Consider the following 21606-nt stretch of genomic DNA (forward strand, 5'->3'; position numbering starts at 1 on the left):
TGCTGGCGCAGGCCATGGCCACCCCCGGGGTGGCTTGGCTTGCGCTGGCCGTGATCGTGGCAGGGCTGGTCCGCGGCTTTGCGGGATTTGGCTCTGCCATGATTATCATGCCGGCGGCGGCCTCTGTGCTCTCTCCGGTCGAAGCGATCCTGTTCATGACCGCTGCCGAGTTAATCGGCCCCCTGCCAAACCTCCCTGATGCCCTGCGCGAAGGTGCCCCCCGTGAAGTGGGGCGGCTACTGCTGGGCGTGCTGATCGGGATGCCGCTGGGGCTCTGGGGGCTGTCGCTGATGTCGCCCGAGGGCTTTGGCTGGATCGTTTCCGGTGTGGTTCTGGGGCTTCTGGTGCTGCTGCTTGCGGGCTGGCGCTACCATGGCCCGCTTGGCCCGAAGCTGGTGACGGCCACCGGCGCTCTGGGTGGCTTCATGACCGGTTTCGCGGGCATCGCCGGGCCGCCGGTGATCCTGCTCTATATGGCCAGCCGTCGGCCCGCTGCGGTGATCCGCGCCAATTTCCTGCTCTATCTTCTGGGGCTGGACTTGATGCTCTTTGCGATGCTGGCAGCGACGGGGCAGGTGGTCTGGCCGGTGCTGATGCTGGGCCTCTTGGCCGGGGTGCCGAATGTCATCGCCAATATCGTCGGGGCGCGGCTATTTGATCCGGGCCGAGAGCGGCTTTTTCGCGCGGTGGCCTATATCGTCATCGCCGCATCGGCTATCCTTGGCCTGCCGCTGTGGAATACCTGAGCCTGAGAGGGACATGACATGCGATTGAATGAGATCACCTATACCGACGCCAAACCGATCGACGGCTACGGCCCCGGCTTTTTCCGCATTGGCGGAGAGGTTGTGCAAGGGCCGCAAGTGATCGGCCCCGACGGCATCACAGGCTGGGGCGGTCTGGCTGATCCCGCGCCGGTGCTGGCGCTGGCGGGCAAGGTCGATGTGGTCTTCCTCGGCACCGGGGCGGACGTGGCGCATATCCCCGACGACCTGCGTGAGACTTTGGAGGAGGCGGGCCTGGGGGTCGAGGTCATGTCGTCCCCCGCCGCTTGCCGGACCTACAACATCTTGCTGAGCGAGGGGCGGCGCATCGCACTGGCCCTTTTGCCGGTCTAAGGGCGGAGCGGCGACGCCGGTGCAAATAAGCGATCTCAGCGTGGCGCGCGGCGGGGTGCCGGTGCTTTCGGGCGTATCCTTCGCACTGGAGTCGGGTGAGGCTTTGGTGCTGCGCGGCCCCAACGGGGCGGGCAAGACGACGCTGCTGCGCTGCATCGCTGGGCTGCAAGCGCCGCTCACGGGGCAGATCGAGGGGGCGGAGGACCGTGTCGCCTATGCTGCCCATGCGGATGGGCTGAAATCCATGCTGACCGTGCGCGAGAACCTGAGCTTTTGGGCCCAAGTCTTTGGGAACGCAGATATTTCTGAGGCGCTTGATGGTTATGCGCTGCGGCCGCTTGCAGATCGTTTGGCAGGGACGCTCTCTGCCGGGCAAAAGCGGCGTCTGGGGCTGGCGCGGCTGTTGGTGACCGGGCGGCCGATTTGGGTGTTGGACGAGCCGACGGTTTCGCTCGATGCGGATGCCGTGGCGCTGTTCGGCAGCGTTCTGCGCGGGCATCTCGCGGCGGGGGGATCGGCGCTGATGGCCACGCATATTGATCTGGGGGTCGATGCCCGCGTGCTTGATATCACCGCATTTCGCGCGGCCCCCGATGCCGATTTCGGCGCCAGCGACGCGGCGTTCCTATGAAGGCGCTGTTGCTGCGGGACTTGCGGCTGGCGCTGCGCGCGGGCGGAGGCTTTGGCCTTGGGCTGGCGTTTTTTTTGATCGTGACGATGCTGGTGCCCTTTAGCGTTGGGCCAGAGGCCACGCTGCTCAAGGCGATTGCCCCCGGTGTGCTCTGGCTCGGGGCGCTGTTGGCCTGCCTATTGTCGCTCGACCGTCTGCTGGCGCTCGACCTCGAAGATGGGTCGCTGGAACTGCTACTCACTGCGCCTTTGCCCCTTGAAGGTGCGCTTGCGATCAAGGCTTTGGCGCATTGGCTGACCACAGGGTTGCCGCTGGTGCTGGCGGCCCCATTCCTTGGCGTGATGCTGCAACTCGCCGCACCCGGACATCTGTGGCTGCTGGCCTCGCTCGCACTCGGCACGCCTGCGCTGTCGGTAATCGGCATGTTCGGCGCGGCGCTGACGGTTGGGATCAAACGCGGTGGTCTGCTGCTGTCACTGCTGGTGCTGCCGCTTTATATCCCCACGCTTATTTTCGGCGCCGAGGTCGCGCGGCGCGGGGCGGCGGGGCTGGATGTCAGCACACCGCTTTTCATGCTGGCGGGGCTGACGCTGGCCGTTCTGGCCTTGATGCCATTTGCCGCAGCGGCGGTGCTTCGGATGGGGTTGCGATGACCCCAAGAAACCGTGCCCCAAGTATTTGTGCATTGAGCACCACCCACCCGCGCGATAGGTAGTCCGCATGTCCCTTTGGCAATACGCAAACCCGGTCAAATTCCTTGCGCTTTCAGAGCGTGTGCAGCCTGTGCTTTGGGCGCTTGCGGCTGTTTTTGTAAGCCTCGGCCTGCTCTGGGGGTTCTTCGGCACGCCCGATGACGCGCGCCAAGGCAGCACGGTCAAGATCATCTATTTGCATGTGCCTGCCGCCCTGATGGCGATCAACGCATGGTTCATGATGCTGGTCGCCTCGCTGATCTGGCTGATCCGTCGGCACCACGTCAGCGCCTTGGCGGCCAAGGCTGCGGCCCCCGTGGGGCTGGTCATGACGTTAATCGCGCTGGTGACGGGGGCGATCTGGGGTCAGCCGATGTGGGGCACATGGTGGGCGTGGGATCCGCGGCTGACGTCGTTTCTGATCCTGTTTTTGTTCTACCTTGGCTATATCGCGCTGTGGCAGGCGGTCGAAGACCCAGACACCGCTGCCGATCTGACATCGGTCCTCTGCCTTGTGGGCTCGGTCTTTGCGGTGCTGTCGCGCTATGCGGTGCAGTTCTGGAACCAAGGGCTGCATCAGGGCACGTCGATCCCCGTGGCCACGGGCAACCGCAGCGTGGCGGATGTATTTTTCTATCCTTTGGTGCTGGCGATGATCGGCTTCGGCCTGCTGTTTCTGGCGCTGGTGGTCTACCGCACGGGCACCGAAATTCGCCTGCGCCGCACGGCGGCGCTGCGGGCGCGGATGAACAGGGGGGCGTGATGCCGGAACTTGGAAAATATGCGGCCGAGGTGCTCTCGGCCTATGGGGTGTCGCTGCTGCTGTTGGCCGCATTGGTGGGGCTGACCCTGCTGCGGGGCCGGGCGGCACGCCGCGCTTTGGAAGAGGTCGAAGCGGAGGCCGGACGCCGTGGCTAAACTCTCTCCCATGATGATCGCCCCGCCGCTGATCTTCGCGGCCTTCGTGGCGCTGGCGGCGGTCGGCATGTACCGCGATGACCCTGAGGGGCTGCCCTCTACGCTGGTTGGCAAACAGGCGCCCGCCATGCCCGAGGCCGCGTTGCCCGGCTATCCGCAGGCCACCGACGACATGCTGCGCGGGGGGGAGGTGAGCCTTGTGAATTTCTGGGCAAGCTGGTGCCCGCCCTGCCGTGCTGAGCATCCCAAGCTGCTGGAATTGCAGGCCGAGGGGATGAACATCATCGGCGTGAATTTCAAGGATACCGAGAAGAACGCCAGCGCCTATCTGGAAGACGAAAAAAGCCCCTTTGCCGGGGTTGGTTTCGACCCCCAAGGGCGGGTGGCGATCGACTGGGGCGTGACCGCCCCGCCAGAGACGTTCATCGTTGGCGGTGACGGGACGGTGCTGTTCCGATTTGCCGGGCCGCTGGTCGGCAGCGATTACGAGCAGCGGTTCCTCCCGGCATTGCAAGACGCGCTTAGCCGCTGATCTTGCCTGCGAATTCGACCAGACGTTTGGCCTGAAAGGCGACGGATTTCTTGCCCGTTTCACCCAGCGGGCCGGGTTCGCAGGAATAGCCGTAAGGGTTGCCGCCGTCTTCGAACTTCACCCCATCGGCATAGCCCGGCGGCACGATGATCGCGCCCCAGTGCATCGCAGTGACATAGATCGATTGGAGTGTGGTTTCTTGGCCCCCGTGGGGGTTCTGGGCAGAGGTTGTCGCGGTGACCGCTTTATTGGCCAGCGCGCCTGATTGCCACTGCGGCCCCAACGTGTCGATAAAGGCGCGGAACTGGCTGGCGGCGACGCCAAAGCGCGTCGGGACGGAGATGAAATAGCCATCGGCCCATTCCATGTCTTCGGGCTTGGCCTCGGGAATGTCTTTCATCTTGTCCAACTGTTCGCGCCACGCATCTTGTCCGTCGACAACGGCTCTTGGGGCGGTTTCGGTACAGCGGCGGAGGCGAACCTCGGCGCCTGCCTCTTTGGCGGCGCGGGCGGCTTCCTCAGCGATGGCGTGGTTTGTGCCATAGGTGGAGTAGAAAAGAACGGTGATTTTCGGGCTCATGAGGTGTCCTTTCGCTTGGGTGCGTCAAGATCAACGGCTCGCAGGGTGTTCTGTTCCTCCCGCTCAAAGCGAATACTGCCGCGCCCAGTCTCGCAGTCGGGCGATGAACTGCGCATCGGTCAGTTGATCCAAGGTGCCCTCAGGCGCGGTAAAATCGGGCAGCGGCTCTAGTGCGATGCGCAGGCGGCGCATCTGTTCGGGGTAGGGTGCGACCCGCTGGGCCATCTCGACCATCGCCGCGGGCACGCGGCGGGCAGGGTGTTCGGCACTGTAGTAGAGCGCGAATTGCATCGCGTTGAGGTTCGACACCAGATCGGCAAGCTCAGGCAGGATGATGGTGTTCATCTCGTTGCTATCGGCTGCAAACATGGACGCTTTGGTCAGCAGCCCGCGCGCTTGGGCCACGGTGGTGGTGGTCGACAGCACAAAGCTGACCGACAGCGTGAGGATCACCATACCGTTGACCCCAGCAAGGACCGACAGCACCAGCCAAAAGGGGTTTTCGGTCTGAAACGGCCCGCCGCCGAGGGTTGAGAGCAGATGGCCGACGAATGCGAAATCGCGCAGAAAGCCCGCCGGGCGTTCGCTTTCGGTCATCACCACGGCCTCGCGGCTTATCTGAAAGACCAAGGTCCAGCCAAGCGAGACGAGTATGATCCATGTCACCGCAATGGCTGTCATCACCACCGGGCCAGAGAGGCGGTGGCGGGCGTTGCCCTCTGGCATGATTTTGGAAAAGACGAAGAACGCCGCCCGTGCAACCCGCTCCGACAGGGGCGCGACAGGGGCGGCACCGATGGCGGTATAGAGAAAGTCCAGCAGCACGATAGCTAGGATCAGCGCGCCCAAAGCGCCAAGCGCGTAACCTGCTATCATTGCTTTGCCTTCCCCGAACGCGATCGTCTTACAGGGGCAACCCGTGATCGGCAGGCAGGTTCCCGCGCAGGGGCTTGGGGCAAAAAGAAAAGGAGCGGCCCGCTGGGGGGCCGCTCCTTGGATCAGTTCGCGAGGGCGATCGGCGCTTAGGCCGATTTCGCCAAGTTGCGCAGCACGTAGTGCAGCACGCCGCCGTGTTCGATGTATTCGATCTCAATCGCGGTATCGATGCGGCACTTCAGCGTGATCTCTTTGGTGCTGCCATCGGCCATTGTGATCGTGCAGGGCACTTCTTGCAGCGGCTTGATGGTGTCCAGACCGCTGATCGACACGGTTTCTTCGCCGGTCAGGCCCAGTGATTTGCGGGTGTCGCCGCCGGTGAACTCAAACGGGATGACGCCCATGCCGACGAGGTTGGAGCGGTGGATACGCTCAAAGCTCTCGGCGATCACGGCCTTCACACCCAGCAGGGCTGTGCCCTTGGCGGCCCAGTCACGCGAGGAGCCCGCGCCGTACTGTTCGCCACCGAAGATCACCAGCGGGGTGCCGTTTTCCTGATGCGCCATGGCGGCATCAAAGATCGAGGTCTGCGCGCCATCGGGGCCTTTGGTATAACCGCCCTCAACGCCGTCCAGCATCTCGTTCTTGATGCGGATGTTGGCGAATGTGCCACGCATCATGACCTCGTGGTTACCACGACGCGACCCGTAGGAGTTGAACTCCCGCACCGGCACCTGACGCTCTGTCAGGTACTGACCCGCAGGGGTGGTTTCCTTAAAGGAACCGGCGGGCGAGATGTGGTCGGTGGTGATCATGTCACCCAGCACCGCCAGCACTTTCGCGCCGTCGATGTTGGAGATCACGCCCGGCTCTGGCGACATGCCTTGGAAGTAGGGCGGGTTTTGCACGTAGGTCGAGGTCGGCGGCCAGTCGTAGGTCTTGCTGTCCGTGGTTTCGACCGACTGCCACTTTTCGTCGCCTTTGAAGACATCGGCGTATTTCTCTTGAAAGGCTTCGCGCGTCACGGTCTGTTCGACCAGTTCAGCGACTTCCTGCGTCGAGGGCCAGATGTCTTTCAGGTAGACGTCGTTGCCGTTCTTGTCCTGACCCAGCGGGCTGTTTGTCAGGTCGTGGTTCATGTCACCCACCAGCGCATAGGCCACCACGAGGGGCGGGGAGGCGAGGTAGTTGGCACGTACATCAGGGCTGATCCGGCCTTCGAAGTTACGGTTGCCTGAGAGGACCGAGGTGCCGATCAGGTCATAATCGTTGATCGCCTTGCTGATCGGCGCTTCCAGCGGGCCGGAGTTGCCGATGCAGGTGGTGCAGCCATAGCCCACGAGGTTGAAGCCAATCGCATCAAGGTCTTCTTGCAGGCCAGCGGCCTCAAGGTAATGCGACACGACCTGCGAGCCCGGCGCCAGCGATGTCTTGACCCAAGGCTTGCGGGTCAGGCCCAATTCACGCGCTTTGCGTGCCACGAGGCCCGCGCCGATCATGACGTAGGGGTTCGAGGTGTTGGTGCAGGACGTGATCGAGGCGATCACGATGGAGCCGTCGTGCAGCTGGTAGTTGCCATCATCCGTGGCGACATAGCCGCGGTTGTGATGGCCTTCGTCACCGGGGATGTCGCGCGGCTCGGGCTGGCCGCCTTCGCCTTCCCAACGGATTTCCGAGTTGGCCGAAGTGTCTTTGCCTTCGCGGATGCCTTTGACGTATTCGGCGAATGCAGTGTGCGCACTGTCGAGAGCGATGTAATCCTGCGGGCGTTTGGGGCCGGAAATCGCAGGCACGATGGTGCCCATGTCGAGCGACAGCGTGTCGGTGTAGACCGGCGCATAGTTCGCATCGCGCCACATGCCGTTCTCTTGGGCATAGGCTTTGACCAGCGCCACACGATCCTTGTCGCGGCCTGTGTTGGTCAGGTAACGCAGGGTCTCGTCGTCGATCGGGAAGAACCCACAGGTCGCGCCGTATTCGGGGGCCATGTTGGCGATGGTTGCCCGGTCGGCCAGCGGCAGGTGATCCAGACCTTCGCCGTAGAATTCGACGAATTTGCTCACCACGCCTTTTTCGCGCAGCATTTCCACGACTTTCAGCACGAGGTCGGTACCGGTGGTGCCTTCCATCATGCGGCCTGTCAGCTCAAAGCCGATGACTTCGGGGATCAGCATGGAGATCGGCTGCCCCAGCATTGCGGCTTCGGCCTCAATCCCGCCAACACCCCAGCCCAGAACGGCAGCGCCGTTGACCATGGTGGTGTGGCTGTCGGTGCCGACGAGCGTATCGGGGTAGGCGACTTCCTCGCCGTTTTGGTCCTTGTCGGTCCAAACGGTCTGGCTGAGATACTCAAGGTTCACCTGGTGGCAGATGCCGGTGCCGGGGGGCACAACGCGGAAGTTGTTAAACGCCTTTTGGCCCCACTTGAGGAAGGTGTAGCGCTCAATGTTGCGCTCATATTCGCGGTCGACGTTCATCTGGAACGCGCGCGGGTTGCCGAATTCGTCGATCATGACGGAGTGGTCGATGACAAGGTCAACAGGGTTCAGCGGGTTGATCTTGTCAGCGTCACCGCCCAAGGCAACCAGACCGTCGCGCATCGCGGCAAGGTCAACGACGGCTGGAACACCGGTGAAATCCTGCATCAGCACGCGGGCCGGACGGTAGGCGATTTCACGGGGGTTCTTGCCGCCTTTGGTCGCCCATTCGGCGAAAGCCTTGATGTCGTCCTGAGTGACGGTCTTGCCGTCTTCGAAACGCAGCATGTTTTCCAGAACGACTTTCAGCGCCGCTGGCAATTTGGAGAAATCGCCCAAGCCCGCGGCCTCGGCGGCGGGGATGGAGTAATAGGCGACTTTCTGGCTGCCAACGGAGAGGGTCTTGCGGGTCTTGGCACTGTCGTGACCAACTTGGATCGTCATGGCGGGCTCCCTTCGGGGTCTGATGGGTGGCTAGATTGCCGTCTCAATGCCACTAGAGGCGCGGCGGTTCAACTGTTATCAAGCGGGTTCGCGTGAATTTGTATACCATTGTGTACCGAGATTAAAGGGGGCAGTCTGCGCAAAGCCCGCTGGGGGCGCTAACGGGCGTCTCAACAAAGGTTGATTGGTGTTTCAGCCACCAAGCCGTTAGACCAATGCCATCACCGCGATATTGATCCGTCTGGAATTTTATGAAGCCCCTGATTTATCCCGTTCTCGCCGCGTTTTCGCTGCTGGCCGCCCCGTTGCAGGCCGAGCAGGATCAGCCTGTGGTGGTCGAACTCTTTACCTCTCAGGGCTGTTCCTCTTGTCCCGCCGCCGATGAAATGCTCGCCGAATTGGCCGATCGGGACGACATTATCGCCTTGGCGCTGCACGTGGATTACTGGGATTATATCGGTTGGGAAGACCCCTTTGGCGACCCGGCCCATGCCGAGCGCCAGCGCGCCTATGCCGCCGTGGGCGGGCGGCGCAGTGTCTATACGCCGGAGCTGATCGTGCAGGGGCAGACCGACATTGTGGGCGCCAAACCGATGAAGCTGATGGACGCGGTCGAGAAACACGCTGAGGCCACGCCGCGCGTAGCGCTGGCGATCAGCCGCTCAGGCGATGCCGTTCAAATTGAAGCGGAGCCGTTGGCCACGACATCAGAGCCGATGCATGTGCACATGCTGCGCTACTCTCCGATGGAGCGGACCAAGGTCACCCGCGGCGAGAATGCGGGCCATGTCATGGAGCACAGCAATGTCGTCCAAGACTGGCAAGTCTTAACCGATTGGGACGGGTCGGCACCCCTGTCGCTGAGCGCGAAGGTCGAGGGTGATTTGCCTGTTGTCGTGATCATTCAACGCCAAGAGAAGGGCGGTCCGGGCGCGATTCTTGCGGCAGCGCGCAGCAAATAAGCCGCGGCAGCCGTTACTTCTCGTGCGGGCGCCAGCGGCGGTGCACCCAGAACCACTGCTCAGGTGTCTTGGTGACCTGCGCGGTCAGGCTGTCGTTCAGCGCCTGCGTCATGGTCATCGGATCGCTATGCGGTACCGGAGCCTCAAGCACCACGTCAAAGCTCACCCCATCGTCTTGGCGGATGCCGTAAAACGGGATCAACAGCGCGTCATAGCGCAGCGCCAGCTCTGCCGCCGAGATCGCGGTGCGGGCAGGTTTGCCGATAAAGTCGAGGATCGGCGCGCGGATGACATGCTGGTCAAACAGCAGCACCAGCCGACCGCCCTGTTTCAGATGCCGCACGAACCCCGCCGTGCCGCGCCGTCCTTGCGGAAACACCGGCCCACCGAAGGCTTCGAGCGTTTTGACGTAATGCGCGTTGAAATAAGGGTTCTTCATCTCGCGGTAGAGCCCGCCGATGTCATAGCCCCGCGCCACGAGGGACGCCCGCGCCGCTTCGTAATTGCCGTAATGCCCGGTCACCAAGATCACCGGCTGGCCACTGCGATTGGCCTCCTCCAGCGCCGCCATGCCGGGGCCCCGCGGCTCGGCATCGGCCATGCGTTTGGGGAAATCATCGGCCGAGTAATTCTCGATGAAAGACCGGCCAAGGTTGTTGAGACAGCGCGTGGCGATTTCTTCGCGACGGGCGAGCGGCATCTCGGGCCAGACGTGTTCCAGATTATCAAGCGCGCGGCGGCGGTAGCCCGCCAGCGGGGCCAAGACATGCTGCACCAAGCTGCCGACAAAGCTGAGCCGCGCCTTATAGGGCAGGGCCAAAGCCGTGCGAATGATCCCGACGATCAGCAGATTGCTCAGGTAATGGCGCGCCCGGCGACCGAAGGGATAGGGATTTTTGACTTGGGGGGCTTGGTCCGACATGGGCTCTGACAGGCTGTTAAAGTTTTCCTGACATAGCCTGCGCCGCCCCGCGCAACAAGCCATCCCGCGCGTCATAGGCCGGGGTCAGCCGTCGAAGGCCCGCGCAGTCGCAGCCGCGGGGGCCGCCAGGGCGCGGCCCTCTGATCCAGCAATGAGAAACCCTGCCGCCGTTGAAAACCTCAGGCGGTGGCGTCTGGCACGCAGGTTCCGCTGCTGATGTCGAGTTTCATTCCCTCGGCGCAGGTCATGACCTGTTTGTCATGAATGCAGCCCGATGCAAGGGCGAGGGAGGGGGCCGTGAGCGCCATGAGGGCGCCGAGTGTCAGTGCGAGTTTCATGTCGTTTGCTCCTTTGACAGGCGCAGACAGGGTACACCCGTCCGCGCCAATCTCAAAGCATTACGATGATCGCATCACGCGCCGAAGACGCGCTTGAAGATCGTGTCGACATGTTTGGTGTGATAGCCCATGTCGAATTTCTCGTTGATGCCATCTTCGCCCAAGGCCGCGACGACCTCTTCATCGGCGAGCAGCAATTCGCGGAAATCAAGGCGTTCTTCCCAGACTTTCAGCGCGTTGCGCTGCACCATGGAATAGGCGTCTTCGCGGCTTACGCCAGCTTGGGTCAGGGCCAGAAGCACCCGCTGGCTCATCACCAAGCCGGGGAATTTGTTCATGTTCTCCAGCATGTTCTCGGGGAAGACGAGCATTTTGTCGATCACGCCTGCCAGACGGTGCAGGGCGAAATCAAGTGTGACGGTTGCGTCAGGGCCGATACCGCGCTCGACGGAGGAATGCGAGATGTCGCGTTCGTGCCAAAGTGCTACGTTCTCCATCGCCGGAACCACGGCCATGCGCACCAGACGGGCAAGCCCGGTGAGGTTCTCGGTCAGCACGGGGTTCTTTTTATGCGGCATGGCCGAGGAGCCTTTTTGCCCCATCGAGAAGAATTCCGCCCCTTCGAGCACCTCGGTGCGCTGCATGTGGCGGATTTCAGTCGCCACGTTTTCGATGCTGCTGGCGATAACGCCGAGCGTGGCAAAGAACATCGCGTGACGGTCGCGCGGGATCACTTGGGTCGAGATCGGCTCAGGGTTGAGGCCCAGTTTCTCGCAGACATGCTCTTCGACGCGCGGGTCGATATTGGCGAAGGTGCCGACAGCGCCCGAGATCGCGCCGGTGGCGATTTCCTCACGCGCGGCGACAAGACGAGCGCGGTTGCGGTCCATCTCGGCGTAGAAGCGGGCAAAGGTCAGGCCCATGGTCGTAGGCTCGGCGTGGATGCCATGGCTGCGGCCGACGCGGACGGTGTCTTTATGCTCAAGCGCGCGTTTCTTCAGCGCGGCGAGCAGCTTGTCCATGCCGACAAGCAGCAGATCAGCGGCGCGGGTCAGTTGTACGTTGAAACAGGTATCGAGCACATCCGACGAGGTCATGCCCTGATGCACGAAACGCGCTTCGTCGCTGCCGACATGTTCGGCCAAGTGGGTCAGGAAGGCGATGACGTCATGTTTGGTGACGGCTTCGATCTCGTCGATGCGGGCCACGTCGAATTCGACGTCTTTGGCTTTCCATACGGCGTCGGCATTCTCGCGCGGGATGGTGCCCAGATCGGCCATCGCGTCGCAGGCATGGGCTTCGATCTCGAACCAGATGCGGAATTTCGTTTCCGGCGACCAAACGGCAACCATATCGGGACGGGAATAGCGGGGGATCATGCGCGCACCTTTTTAGGACAGGGGATGGGTCAGGGGCGGCATAGACTGACTTGGGGTTAAGGACAAGTGTGAGGAGGGCGGGTCAGTGTCTGCCCGTGGAGTGGCGATGCTCAGGTGGCTTCGTGCCACTTAATGGGGCAGCCTTGGGGTGACCTCGAAGACGGACGCCCAGCCTCACCAAATCGCCGGCCCGTCGCACCGCAGGTGCACCGCAATTATTCGGCACGCCTCTGGCGTGACGGGCGGACAGACGATGGCCCGGCGCCGACGGCTTAATTCCGGGCTGTGACCGGTTTCATCCTTCTTACAACAGTTCCGTCAGCACCGTCGAACTCCGCTCCAACGTCCGATGCACCGGGCACTTATCCGCGATCTCCAACAACCGTTGGCGCTGTTCTTCACTCAGATCCCCCTCCAACCGGATACGTCGCCGCCACGTGTCAATCTTCTCCGCTGCCCCAGTCCCCGCGTCCTGCGCATGGACCTTGTCATGGCACACATCCACGCTGACACCCGTCAGCGGCCAGCCCTTGCGCCGCGCATACATGCGGATCGTCATTGACGTGCAAGCGCCCAAGCCCGCAGACAAAAACCCATAGGGCGACATGCCGCGATTGGTTCCGCCATAAGCCAGCGGCTCATCCGCCAAAGCGTGGTGGTGGGGGCCTGCGTTCACGTCTTGCAAGAACCCATCGGCGTCGGCTTCGGTCACGCGCACGATTCCCTCCGGCGCGCCGGGGGGCGGGGCGGGGGATTTCAGTGTCATATAGCGATCCGCCCATGTGGCGATGATCTCGGCTGCATATTCGGCATCGCCCGCGCGGGTGATCAGGTGATCGGCATCGTCCAGCGTGACAAAGCTTTTCGGATGTTTCGCGGCCAAGAAAATTTGGCCCGCGTTGTCGATGCTGACAATCTCATCCCGCGGGGCGTGGAGCACCAGCAGCGCGGCTTTCAGCTTGGCGATATCAGGGGCGAGGGAGGCGCCCTGCACATCGTCGATAAAGCCCTGACTGATGGTGAAAGGCCGCCCGCCAAGATTGACCTCAGCACTGCCCTTGGCCGAAATCTCAGGCAGGCTTTCGGCGAAATTATGGGTGACATGGGCCGGATCAAAGGGCGCGCCGAGGGTGGCGACGGCTTTGACATGAGCAAGTTGCGCCGCTGCCTTTAGCACCGCCGCTCCGCCCAGAGAATGACCGATCAACAGCGCCGGGGCCATGTCGCGGCTCGATAGATAGCTGCAGGCAGCGATCAAGTCGTCGACGTTGGAGGAAAACGAGGTGTTCTCAAACTCACCGCCCGAATGGCCCAGCCCGGTAAAATCAAACCGCAGCACGGCGATGCCCATCGCCGCCAACCGCCCGGCGATACGCCGCGCGGCGGGGATGTCCTTGCCACAGGTAAAGCAATGCGCAAATAGCGCGGTCGCCAGATGCGGCCCTTCGGGCATGTCCAGCCGGGCGGCCAGTTCCGTGCCATCCGGGCCGGGGAATGTGATGCGTTCAGTGGCCATGGGGCGCTCCAGTTTGGGGTGCGTCAAAGGTGACATGTTATGCCGGTGGATCAAGGGCCGCGGCTCTCTGCTCACCCAAGCGTTACGTGAAAGCACTGGCCGTGATCCCATTTGCCCCGGCTTGTTGCTTTGTATACCACTTGGAAAAACATCTGTTGGAGAAACCACTTGGCACAGCCTCCCAAACCCCAATTGCACCCTGCCACCATAGCGGCTCAGGCCGCAGGCGCCGTCGATCCCGCTTCGGGCGGGGTGGTGCCGCCGGTGCAATTTGCCACCACCTATCTGCGCGATGAGAACTACGATCTGGTCAATCCCGACAACGTCTATCTGCGCTCTCACAACGAAAACACCCGTGTGGCGGAGCGTATCCTGAACGCGCTCGAAGGGGCCGAAGAGACGCTCATTTTCCCCTCGGGCATGGCCGCCATCGCGGCGGTCTTCCGGACCGTGCCCAATGGCGCGAGCGTGGTGGTGCAAAGCCAGATTTACTGGGGCACGACGAAATGGATCCGCGATTTCTGCACCCGTCGGCAGATTGTGCTGCATGAGGTGGACGCCAGCGATCTTGACGCCTTTGCAGCACTTTGCAGGGCCGAAAAGCCTGACCTGTGTTTGATCGAGACCCCTTCGAACCCATGGCTGCGGATCACCGATATCGCCGGGGCCGCCGCCGCCGCGCATGAGGTGGGCGCGACGCTGGTGGTCGATAGCACGGCGGCTTCGCCCGTGCTGAGCCACCCGCTGGAGCATGGCGCGGATATCGTGATGCATTCGGCCACCAAGGGGATCAACGGCCATTCCGACGTTTTGGCCGGCTCGCTTGCCACCGCTGACGCAGGCGCGCCGCGCTGGCAGATGATCCGCGATGACCGGAACGAGGCGGGCGCGGTGATCGGCCCGATGGAGGCGTGGTTGCTGGCGCGCGGCATGCGCACCCTGCCGCTCAGAATGCGCGAGATGTCCCGCAATGCCATGACATTGGCGGAGTTTCTGGCGGATCACCCTCAGGTCGAACAGGTGATGTATCCCGGCCTGCCGGACCATCCCGGCCACGCCCTTGCTGCGCAGCAGATGAGCGGGGGCTATGGCGGGCTGTTGTCATTTGTCGTCAAAGGCGGGGCGGGAGCGGCGCTGAAAGCGGCAGGGCGGTTGGAGCTTTTCCACCGCGCCACGTCGCTTGGCGGTGTGGAAAGCCTTGTCGAGCATCGCCACACGATTGAGCCGCACACCGGGATCCCCGAAGGGCTGCTGCGGCTCTCGGTCGGGATTGAGGATGTCGAAGACCTTGGTGCTGATCTGGGGCAAGCGCTCGGCCAGTAACCTCATTGGCCGCGGGCCTCCGCGGCCAATCTCGCGCAGGGCACGATGTTGTGCCCGTCCCGGTGCGCGAAAGATAACCGCTAGGTTTCAGACCAAGCCTGCAGCTTCTTGATCACCCCATCGGTCAGCGATTGCAGATCGTCTTGGACCGCCAGCGCGGGGCAGGGCCGATCCAGCCGCGCGGCGATATCGCCCATGCGGAACCCGTTGGCGCTGTCGAGGTTTCCCAACTCTTCCCACGTTACCGGCACGGCGACCGGCGCACCGGGGCGCGCGCGCAGGGAATAGGGCGCGATGGCCGTAGACCCGCGTTCATTGCGCAGCCAATCGATGAAAATGCGGCCCTTGCGCTTAGCCTTGGACATGGTCGCGACATAGCGATCAGGGTTCTGCGCCGCCATGACATGGGCAAAGGTTTTGGAGAACAGCTTGACCGTCTCCCAGCCGCGTGTCCGGCGTAAGGCCAGCCAGACGTGCACGCCCTTGCCGCCGGTGACGATGGCACCCGATTGCAGGCCCAGAGCCGCCAGCGCGTCGCGCAGCTCAAAGGCTGCCGCGCGGACATCGGGCCAGTCCAGCCCCTCATCGGGGTCAAGGTCAAAGACCAGCCGGTCGGGGCGGTCCAACCGGTCAACCCGCGCGCCCCAGATATGATATTCCAGACTGCCCATCTGCGCGGCCGCGATCAAGCTTTCGGGCCGCGTGGCATAGAGGTAATCCGCCGCGTCGCCATCGCTTTCCTCAATCGATACCCGCGACAGTGCATCAGGCATCCCGCCACTGTCGTGTTTTTGAAAGAAACATTGCCCGTCGATCCCCGAGGGGCAGCGGAACAGCGACAGGGGGCGATGGCCCATGAGTTCAATCATGCGCGGGCCGACACGCGCGTAATGCCGCGCCACGTCACCCTTGGTGCAGCCTGCATCGGGGAAAACCTTGCGGTCGGCGTTGCTGATCTGCACGCCGCCGATTTGGCTGTCATCGCCCATCTTCGGCTCCTCCTGCGGTTCCTCCAATGTCACTTGGCCGGCGTCCTTGTCCTGACGCAGGCCCAGAAAACTGCCGTGGCGGATCACGCCATCGGCGGTGAATTCGGTAAAGTCGACCTCGGCCACCAGATCGGCGCGGACCCATTTGGCATCCCGCGCAACCTCGGCTGGCACGTCGCTGGCGGGCGGGGTTTTGCGGGCGGTCATGGCACGGGCAAGATCGGCCATCACCGCTTCGGAAAACCCCGTGCCGACACGGCCTTTATAGCGCAATTCACCCCCCTCATGACTGCCCAACAGGAGCGAGGCAAAGGCGCGGCCCTTTTTGTCAGAGGGGGAATAGCCGATGATGACGAATTCCTGCCGCCGGGTGCATTTGACCTTGAGCCAATTCTTGCTGCGTCTGCCGGAGTAGGGCGCGTCGATACGTTTGCTGATGATCCCCTCGGCCCCGGCTTTGCACGCGCGGTCAAAGACTTCGGGGCCATGACCGACAACATGTTCGCTCAGCCGTAACGGCCCGCCCGCTGGCACGCCGGAAAGCAGCTTTGCCAGACGCGCGCGGCGGTCTTTTTGTGCATCGCTCCGAAAGTCATCGCCATCAAGTGACAGCAAATCGAAAGCGTAAAAAACCAGCGGATGCCCCTCTTTCAGCGCCTTTTGTAGCGATGAAAACGCAGAGCCATTGATCTTGGCCGCCATGACCTCTCCGTCCAGCAGGGCGCGGTCGCAGGGCAGCGGATCAAAAGCATGACCAAGTCCGTTGAATTTGTCGGTCCAATCCTTGCCTGAGCGGGTAAAGAGCCGCGCACCGCCCTTGCCGAGTGAGACCAGACAGCGGTAGCCGTCGAATTTCGTCTCATGCATCCAATCCTCGCCCTCGGGCGCGTCGGAAACGAGCGTGGCAAGCTGTGGTTTGACGAAGCTGGGGTTCTTGCCTTTGCGTTTGGGCTGTGGGTCCGCGACATCTCTCGCGGGGGCATCCTTGGCGATTTCCGCCATGGTGCGGCCTGTGGTGATCGACCGGGCGGTGCCCTTGGTCAGCCCATCCGGTACATCGCGGGCATAGTCGTCTCGTTCCTTGATCAGCAGCCAGTTCTCACGCTTTTCCTGACCCCGCATCCGCACCAGTGTCCAACCGCCCTGCATCTGTTGGCCTTGCAGCGTGAATTTGAGCTTGCCGTCCTTCAATCCCTTGGCGACATCGCCCTGCGGCATCCAAGTGCCCCGGTCCCAGAGCATCACCGTGCCGCCGCCATATTGCCCCTTTGGGATCGTCCCTTCGAACCCGCCGTAGTCGAGCGGGTGATCCTCTGTCCGCACGGCAAGGCGCTTTTCGGATGGGTCGGGAGAGGGGCCTTTGGTGACGGCCCAGCTCAGCAGCACCCCTTCCCATTCAAGACGAAAGTCATAATGCAGGCGGGTTGCGTCATGTTTTTGGACAACGAAGCCTTGGCCCGCGCCGCTGCCGATCTGGCCACGGGGTTCGGCTGTCGTCTCGAAATCGCGCTTGGCGTTATAATTGGCAAGCCTGTCGGGGGATTTGGCCATCACGAGGCCTTCTTGCGCGGCGCCTTCTTCTTGGCGCTGGATTTACCGCCTGCTTCCTTCAGGCTCTCTTTCAATGCGCCCATCAGGTCGATGACATTCTCGCCCTCGGCAGGGCCGTCATCCCCGGTTTGCACGCGCGGGGTTTTCTTGTTCTTCACCTTCGCATCCAAAAGCTTTTGCATCGCCTCGGCATATTTGTCGGTATAGGCGGAGGCGTCGAAGGGGGCTGTTTTCTTGTCGATGAGCGATGTCGCCACATCGAGCAGGTCCTTGTCGGTCTTCTCATCCTCGAAATCGGTGAAAATCTGATCCGCCTCACGCAGCTCATCGGCGTAGTGCAGCGTCTCCATCAGCAGCCCGTCGCCACAGGGTTTGACGCAGGCCAGATATTCTTTGCCGCGCATGGTGACCTGCCCCAAACCGACCTTGCCCGCTTGGCGCAGCGCGTCGCGCACCACGCGGTAGGCATCTTGTGCCAGATCGTCGGAGGCGGTGATGTAATAGGGTTTGTCAAAATAGAGCGGAGAGATTTCGCAGGCGTCGACGAATTGCACCAACTCAAAGGTCTTCTTCGTCTCGAGTTTGATCTCATCCACTTCGTCGGGGTCAAGCAGGATATATTCGTCACTGCCGACCTCATAGCCTTTGACGATATCTTCTGCCTTGACCGGCCCGATTCCGGGCACGGATTTCTCATAGCGAACCCGCTTGCCCGAGGGTTTGTGGATCTGCCGAAAAGAGACCTTGGAACTGGTCTTGGTAGCCGAGAATATCTCGACCGGGATCGACACCAATGAGAGGCGAAGCTGACCTTTCCAGAGTGCGCGCGGTGCCATTGGATCCCCTCCTATTTACCCTTGGCGCGGCCCAGCCTGTCGGCCTTGACCGCGTCGCGGTGGCCCATCGGCTCTTCTGGACCGGTGGTGCTGTCCTTACGGGTCTGGGCTTCCATTTCGGAGTTGAACTCGGCCCCCAAGAGCACGATGAAGGCCGAAATCCACAGCCACATCAGCAGGATGATCGCCCCGGCCATGCTGCCGAAACTCTCGTTATAGCTGCCGAAGTTGCTGACGTAGATCGAAAAGCCGACAGAGGCGACGATCCACAGGATGCAGGCAATGACGGAGCCGGGGGTGAGCCATTTCCACTCTGCGTCATCGCGGGCGGGGCCATAGCGGTAAAGCACGGCCAGCGCGAGCGTTGTGAGCGCGGCAAGCAATACCCAACTGCCATAGGTAAGCAATGTCTCAACCCAATCCGGCAGGGCGAGGAAGGCGACTACCGCAGGCACCGCCAGTGTCGCGGCAAGACCCAAGAGCAGCACACCGATCAACATCACAGTGAGGCCCAGTGTCCAGATCAATTTGGTGACGAAACCACGGGTTTCATTCTCATCATAGGCCACGTTGAGACCTTCCATCAGACTGCCAACGCCCTTGGAGGCAGAGTAGAGCGCAAGACCCAGACCGATGAGAAAGGCCCAGCCGAGCCCCGTCTCTTCCGACCCGGTCACGGCAACGGCCTGATCGAGAATGATGGTTGCAGCTTCTTTGGGAATGAGGTTTGTCAGCGCTTCAAGCTGGGCGGTGACCTGTGCAGGCTCCATCACCAGCCCGGCCAGCGCCATCAGCGCGGTGACAGCGGGAAAAATCGCCAGCAGCGCATAAAAGGCAACACCGGCGGCAACGAGCGACACGTGATCGGCGGCGATTTCATCCTTGACCCGAAACAGGATGTCTTTCCATCCGGGGGCCGGTATCTCCATCGGCGTTTCCGCTTCACGTCCGCGCGCCATAATCGTACCTCTGACTTGCAATTATTGTCGTAAAAAAGGAGCCCACCCCCGGATGCCGGGAGCGGGCAATGGTATCGCTTAGCTCTTCACGTCGCCGAGCTTTTGCTTGTCGGCTTCGCTTTTGGCAGCATCTGCAACGCGCTGACCGCTTTCCTTGGCCTTTTTCACGGCGGCGTCGGCGGCGGTCTCTTCGTCGGCTGCGGCGTCGGCGTTGGCTTTCGTCTCTTTCAAGACTTTGCCTGCCTCATCCGTGGCGGCCTTGGCTACTTTGCTCAGCTTGTCACGCTCTTCCACGTAGATACGCTCGGCTTCGTTAAAGAGCGCATCGCTGTGCTCGCCCAGATAGGCGTCTTCGGTGCGGCTGCGGGGCAGGGCGGCACCGATGGCGGCACCCACTGCGAGAGCCAATGCACCAGCGACCATCGGATGCTCTTCGAACATGTCCGAGGCACGCTCACCGCCCTGACGGGCATAGCGGCCACCGGCATTCCACGCATCGACGGCACGAGCACGGGCCATCACGATGCGCTCACGCGCTTCGGCGGTCATGTTCTCGGTGCCTTCCGACAGACGGTCGCGCAGCACATGGGCACGCTCGTTGGCGGCATTGGCGCTGTCACGCACGCTATGGGCGGCGCCGCTGGCGGTGCTGCGGATGCTGTCTACGGCAGAGCTTGCACCATAAGACGCGCGATCACGGGCATAGCGGGCACCGCTGGCAACCGACGACCCGGCAGAGCGGGCACGACCAGCAGCCGAGCTTGCAGCGCCTTTGACGCTACCGGCGGCGGAGCCTGCGGCACCGGACACACCACTCGCGGCGGAGCCTGCGGCCCCCTTTACGCTACCAGCGGCAGAGCGGGCACGGTCGCCCAAGCCACGGCTATCATCGTCATCATGATGCACATCACGGGCCCATGCGGGCACATTGTCACCTGCGCCACGCTCGGAGCCATAGCTGGAGGCATAGGCGCTTGCAGGGGCGGAGGAGCGGCGTGCGTCACGCACGGCGGGACGGGTTTCGGTGTTGGTCACCGGCACCGGCACGGGATGTGCGCGGTCGCGGTTTAGCCCTTCGTAGCCACGGCGGTCACGGCTGTTGCCGCTGCCGAACATCATCCACGCCAGACCAGCACCTGTCAGCGCCAGAGCAACTGGGTTGCGCTTGGCCGCGTCAGAGATGGAGCGACCCCAGTCGCCGCCATGTTCGCGGAACTGGTCAGAAAACTGACGCGCGATGCCTTCGACCGAGAAGCGGTCTTGCAAATCGTCCAGCGTGTCGGCCAGACCGGCGCGCTCCCGTTCGATTTCGCGTTCAATTTCTTCGGGGTTTCTGGAGTCATTTGTCATCGTAGACCTCCTTCATGGTTGCTGCGTCACGCTTGACGTTTTTGGCGGTGCGGGTCGGCGCAAGGCTGCTGAGTTTCAGATCACTGGTGCCTTTCTGGACCATCACGTAGGCGACGATGGCCAGAAGAACGCCGACGATCACGGCGGACCAGCCAGCGGCGATGCCAGCTTCGGTCAGGGCGGCGACGAGAGCGGCGCTCAGCACATTCAGTGCAGTGAGGGCCACGACAACGGCGCCGACGATCAGCCCAATGGCCACGCCCGCATGTTTCAGGTTCTCGTTCACTTCGGCGCGGGCCAGATCGACCTCTTTGCGCATCAGGGAACTGACGTGGGAGAGTGCTTCGGTCAGCAGGCTCCCGGCGGATTTATTGCTTTCGGTGGTCATGCTTTCTCTCCTGTTACGACGTTGGGCGCGGCAGGCTGCGGGGTCGGCTGTGCGGCGGTGCGGCCGGGCACGGTGCTTGCGGCACCTGTGGGCGGCGTACCGGGCATGGGCCGGTCGATGCGGTCGTCGTCGTCATATTCGACGCCGCTGCCGCCATAGCCGCCCTGAGGCCGGTCGCTGGACGCTTTGGCAAAGCGGGTCGCCACAAAGCCCAGAAGGGCAGCGCCACCAAGGAAGACCAGCGGGTTGCGCTTGGCAAAGCCATTGAGGTCGCCCATCATCTCGCCCAGATCTTTGTCGCGCATTGTGTCTGAGACATCGGCAAGGCCATCGGCGAGTTGGCTAAAGCTGCGCTCCTGCGGGGAGCCGCTGCGCAGCTCATCGGCTGCGGTGCGCAGTGCGGATGCGACGCCTTTGACTTCGTCGGCGGCGGTGTCACGCGCTTGGTAGGCATAGTTGGTGGCTTCGGCAGATACGGTGTCGGCCACGTCCCGGGCCTGTGCCTTGGCGCTCTCGGCAGCACTGCTGGCGGCAGCGGCGGCTTTGTCTTTTGCAGCGGTCGCCTGCTCTTTCGCGGCGGCGCTTTGGGTCTGTGTGTTTTTGTCGTCGGGCATGGTGACCTCCTTTAAAATACGAGATTCAGGATCGCGAGAACGACCACGATCAGGCCGATGAGGTAGAAAATTCCGTGCATGGGTCCCTCCATTCGTCTGCAGCAATTATCTTATCTACAGTCCAACGACTGACGCTGCGGGCGGTTCCCCGGTCAGACCAAAAGATTGCAGGGAACCCGTTGGCCTGTGGGAATTAAACGGGCTCAGAGGC

General features: G+C 62.5%; 22 protein-coding genes. 9 read left to right on the forward strand and 13 right to left on the reverse strand.

Annotation, left to right across the window (positions count from 1 at the left end; translation table 11 throughout):
• Positions 1-14: 14 nt before the first annotated feature.
• The 7 genes from K3762_RS07425 to K3762_RS07455 all read left to right on the forward strand — a co-directional run bounded on the left by K3762_RS07425 (position 15) and on the right by K3762_RS07455 (position 3891).
• Positions 15-746 (forward strand): sulfite exporter TauE/SafE family protein, encoded by a 732-nt coding sequence (locus tag K3762_RS07425; protein WP_260012600.1) that lies wholly within the window; start codon positions 15-17, stop codon positions 744-746.
• Positions 747-764: 18 nt separating this feature from the next.
• Positions 765-1118 (forward strand): Mth938-like domain-containing protein, encoded by a 354-nt coding sequence (locus K3762_RS07430; RefSeq protein ID WP_132443677.1) that lies wholly within the window; start codon positions 765-767, stop codon positions 1116-1118.
• 19 nt (positions 1119-1137) lie between these two features.
• Entirely contained in the window at positions 1138-1749 is a 612-nt protein-coding gene (gene ccmA, locus K3762_RS07435) for a heme ABC exporter ATP-binding protein CcmA (RefSeq protein ID WP_132443676.1), read from the forward strand.
• Positions 1746-2402: a heme exporter protein CcmB gene (gene ccmB, locus K3762_RS07440; protein ID WP_132443675.1), complete on the forward strand. Its 657-nt coding sequence runs from the start codon at positions 1746-1748 to the stop codon at positions 2400-2402. The genes ccmA and ccmB overlap by 4 nt, the downstream gene beginning before the upstream one ends.
• A gap of 67 nt (positions 2403-2469) precedes the next feature.
• On the forward strand, positions 2470-3204 hold the full coding sequence (locus K3762_RS07445) for a heme ABC transporter permease (protein WP_132443674.1): 735 nt from the start codon (positions 2470-2472) through the stop codon (positions 3202-3204).
• On the forward strand, positions 3204-3359 hold the full coding sequence (gene ccmD / locus K3762_RS07450) for a heme exporter protein CcmD (protein WP_067627937.1): 156 nt from the start codon (positions 3204-3206) through the stop codon (positions 3357-3359). Before K3762_RS07445 ends, ccmD begins: the two co-directional genes overlap by 1 nt.
• Before the next feature lie 13 nt (positions 3360-3372).
• Positions 3373-3891, forward strand: coding sequence for a DsbE family thiol:disulfide interchange protein (locus K3762_RS07455; protein WP_162931897.1), 519 nt, complete (start codon positions 3373-3375; stop codon positions 3889-3891).
• Here the strand turns inward: K3762_RS07455 and K3762_RS07460 are convergent.
• From K3762_RS07460 to acnA, 3 genes are all read right to left on the reverse strand, one after another.
• Complete coding sequence (locus K3762_RS07460; RefSeq protein WP_132443673.1) at positions 3881-4471, reverse strand: NAD(P)H-dependent oxidoreductase; 591 nt, start codon at positions 4469-4471, stop codon at positions 3881-3883. The two genes, K3762_RS07455 and K3762_RS07460, sit on opposite strands and share 11 nt — an antisense overlap.
• A gap of 63 nt (positions 4472-4534) precedes the next feature.
• Positions 4535-5347, reverse strand: coding sequence for a hypothetical protein (locus K3762_RS07465; protein WP_132443672.1), 813 nt, complete (start codon positions 5345-5347; stop codon positions 4535-4537).
• 146 nt (positions 5348-5493) lie between these two features.
• Entirely contained in the window at positions 5494-8268 is a 2775-nt protein-coding gene (gene acnA / locus K3762_RS07470) for an aconitate hydratase AcnA (RefSeq protein ID WP_120350772.1), read from the reverse strand.
• A 251-nt stretch (positions 8269-8519) separates the two neighbouring features.
• Here acnA and K3762_RS07475 point away from each other — a divergent pair, with 251 nt between their 5' ends.
• Positions 8520-9230: a thioredoxin family protein gene (locus tag K3762_RS07475; protein ID WP_120350773.1), complete on the forward strand. Its 711-nt coding sequence runs from the start codon at positions 8520-8522 to the stop codon at positions 9228-9230.
• Between the two features lie 13 nt (positions 9231-9243).
• On the opposite strand, the gene K3762_RS07480 is transcribed toward K3762_RS07475, so the two are convergent.
• The 4 genes from K3762_RS07480 to K3762_RS07495 all read right to left on the reverse strand — a co-directional run bounded on the left by K3762_RS07480 (position 9244) and on the right by K3762_RS07495 (position 13385).
• On the reverse strand, positions 9244-10152 hold the full coding sequence (locus tag K3762_RS07480) for a lysophospholipid acyltransferase family protein (protein ID WP_132443671.1): 909 nt from the start codon (positions 10150-10152) through the stop codon (positions 9244-9246).
• Between the two features lie 179 nt (positions 10153-10331).
• Complete coding sequence (locus K3762_RS07485) at positions 10332-10490, reverse strand: hypothetical protein (protein ID WP_165935531.1); 159 nt, start codon at positions 10488-10490, stop codon at positions 10332-10334.
• Between the two features lie 74 nt (positions 10491-10564).
• Positions 10565-11869, reverse strand: coding sequence for an adenylosuccinate lyase (gene purB, locus K3762_RS07490; protein WP_120350775.1), 1305 nt, complete (start codon positions 11867-11869; stop codon positions 10565-10567).
• A 304-nt stretch (positions 11870-12173) separates the two neighbouring features.
• Positions 12174-13385: a bifunctional alpha/beta hydrolase/OsmC family protein gene (locus K3762_RS07495; RefSeq protein WP_260012608.1), complete on the reverse strand. Its 1212-nt coding sequence runs from the start codon at positions 13383-13385 to the stop codon at positions 12174-12176.
• 168 nt (positions 13386-13553) lie between these two features.
• On the opposite strand from K3762_RS07495, the gene K3762_RS07500 reads away from it, so the two are divergent.
• A complete protein-coding gene (locus K3762_RS07500) occupies positions 13554-14708 on the forward strand; it encodes a PLP-dependent aspartate aminotransferase family protein (RefSeq protein WP_260012610.1) in 1155 nt (384 codons plus the stop codon).
• Positions 14709-14788: 80 nt separating this feature from the next.
• Here K3762_RS07500 and ligD read toward each other — a convergent pair whose 3' ends face one another.
• From ligD to K3762_RS07530, 6 genes are all read right to left on the reverse strand, one after another.
• A complete protein-coding gene (ligD, locus tag K3762_RS07505) occupies positions 14789-17248 on the reverse strand; it encodes a DNA ligase D (RefSeq protein ID WP_260012612.1) in 2460 nt (819 codons plus the stop codon).
• Positions 17248-18084, reverse strand: coding sequence for a Ku protein (locus K3762_RS07510; protein WP_132443667.1), 837 nt, complete (start codon positions 18082-18084; stop codon positions 17248-17250). Before K3762_RS07510 ends, ligD begins: the two co-directional genes overlap by 1 nt.
• An 11-nt stretch (positions 18085-18095) precedes the next feature.
• Positions 18096-19043 carry a YihY/virulence factor BrkB family protein gene (locus tag K3762_RS07515; protein WP_067623518.1) on the reverse strand — a complete coding sequence of 316 codons (948 nt, stop codon included), beginning with the start codon at positions 19041-19043 and terminating at the stop codon, positions 18096-18098.
• A 78-nt stretch (positions 19044-19121) separates the two neighbouring features.
• Entirely contained in the window at positions 19122-20393 is a 1272-nt protein-coding gene (locus K3762_RS07520) for a DUF3618 domain-containing protein (RefSeq protein WP_132443666.1), read from the reverse strand.
• Complete coding sequence (locus K3762_RS07525) at positions 20383-20781, reverse strand: phage holin family protein (protein ID WP_120350781.1); 399 nt, start codon at positions 20779-20781, stop codon at positions 20383-20385. Before K3762_RS07525 ends, K3762_RS07520 begins: the two co-directional genes overlap by 11 nt.
• Positions 20778-21395: a hypothetical protein gene (locus K3762_RS07530; RefSeq protein ID WP_259949271.1), complete on the reverse strand. Its 618-nt coding sequence runs from the start codon at positions 21393-21395 to the stop codon at positions 20778-20780. Before K3762_RS07530 ends, K3762_RS07525 begins: the two co-directional genes overlap by 4 nt.
• Positions 21396-21606: the final 211 nt, after the last annotated feature.

Origin of the sequence: Sulfitobacter sp. W074, from assembly GCF_025142275.1 — a bacterium.
Taxonomy (GTDB): Bacteria; Pseudomonadota; Alphaproteobacteria; order Rhodobacterales; family Rhodobacteraceae; genus Sulfitobacter; species Sulfitobacter profundi.

What these genes read in the sequence shown, in the direction of transcription:
- K3762_RS07425 (WP_260012600.1), top strand. Translation starts at nt 15, where the DNA reads ATGGCCACCCCCGGGGTGGCTTGGCTTGCGCTGGCCGTGATCGTGGCA.
- K3762_RS07430 (WP_132443677.1), top strand. Translation starts at nt 765, where the DNA reads ATGCGATTGAATGAGATCACCTATACCGACGCCAAACCGATCGACGGC.
- ccmB (WP_132443675.1), top strand. Translation starts at nt 1,746, where the DNA reads ATGAAGGCGCTGTTGCTGCGGGACTTGCGGCTGGCGCTGCGCGCGGGC.
- K3762_RS07445 (WP_132443674.1), top strand. Translation starts at nt 2,470, where the DNA reads ATGTCCCTTTGGCAATACGCAAACCCGGTCAAATTCCTTGCGCTTTCA.
- ccmD (WP_067627937.1), top strand. Translation starts at nt 3,204, where the DNA reads ATGCCGGAACTTGGAAAATATGCGGCCGAGGTGCTCTCGGCCTATGGG.
- K3762_RS07455 (WP_162931897.1), top strand. Translation starts at nt 3,373, where the DNA reads ATGATCGCCCCGCCGCTGATCTTCGCGGCCTTCGTGGCGCTGGCGGCG.
- K3762_RS07460 (WP_132443673.1), bottom strand. Translation starts at nt 4,471, where the DNA reads ATGAGCCCGAAAATCACCGTTCTTTTCTACTCCACCTATGGCACAAAC.
- K3762_RS07465 (WP_132443672.1), bottom strand. Translation starts at nt 5,347, where the DNA reads ATGATAGCAGGTTACGCGCTTGGCGCTTTGGGCGCGCTGATCCTAGCT.
- acnA (WP_120350772.1), bottom strand. Translation starts at nt 8,268, where the DNA reads ATGACGATCCAAGTTGGTCACGACAGTGCCAAGACCCGCAAGACCCTC.
- K3762_RS07475 (WP_120350773.1), top strand. Translation starts at nt 8,520, where the DNA reads ATGAAGCCCCTGATTTATCCCGTTCTCGCCGCGTTTTCGCTGCTGGCC.
- K3762_RS07480 (WP_132443671.1), bottom strand. Translation starts at nt 10,152, where the DNA reads ATGTCGGACCAAGCCCCCCAAGTCAAAAATCCCTATCCCTTCGGTCGC.
- K3762_RS07485 (WP_165935531.1), bottom strand. Translation starts at nt 10,490, where the DNA reads ATGAAACTCGCACTGACACTCGGCGCCCTCATGGCGCTCACGGCCCCC.
- purB (WP_120350775.1), bottom strand. Translation starts at nt 11,869, where the DNA reads ATGATCCCCCGCTATTCCCGTCCCGATATGGTTGCCGTTTGGTCGCCG.
- K3762_RS07495 (WP_260012608.1), bottom strand. Translation starts at nt 13,385, where the DNA reads ATGGCCACTGAACGCATCACATTCCCCGGCCCGGATGGCACGGAACTG.
- ligD (WP_260012612.1), bottom strand. Translation starts at nt 17,248, where the DNA reads ATGGCCAAATCCCCCGACAGGCTTGCCAATTATAACGCCAAGCGCGAT.
- K3762_RS07510 (WP_132443667.1), bottom strand. Translation starts at nt 18,084, where the DNA reads ATGGCACCGCGCGCACTCTGGAAAGGTCAGCTTCGCCTCTCATTGGTG.
- K3762_RS07515 (WP_067623518.1), bottom strand. Translation starts at nt 19,043, where the DNA reads ATGGCGCGCGGACGTGAAGCGGAAACGCCGATGGAGATACCGGCCCCC.
- K3762_RS07520 (WP_132443666.1), bottom strand. Translation starts at nt 20,393, where the DNA reads ATGACAAATGACTCCAGAAACCCCGAAGAAATTGAACGCGAAATCGAA.
- K3762_RS07525 (WP_120350781.1), bottom strand. Translation starts at nt 20,781, where the DNA reads ATGACCACCGAAAGCAATAAATCCGCCGGGAGCCTGCTGACCGAAGCA.
- K3762_RS07530 (WP_259949271.1), bottom strand. Translation starts at nt 21,395, where the DNA reads ATGCCCGACGACAAAAACACACAGACCCAAAGCGCCGCCGCGAAAGAG.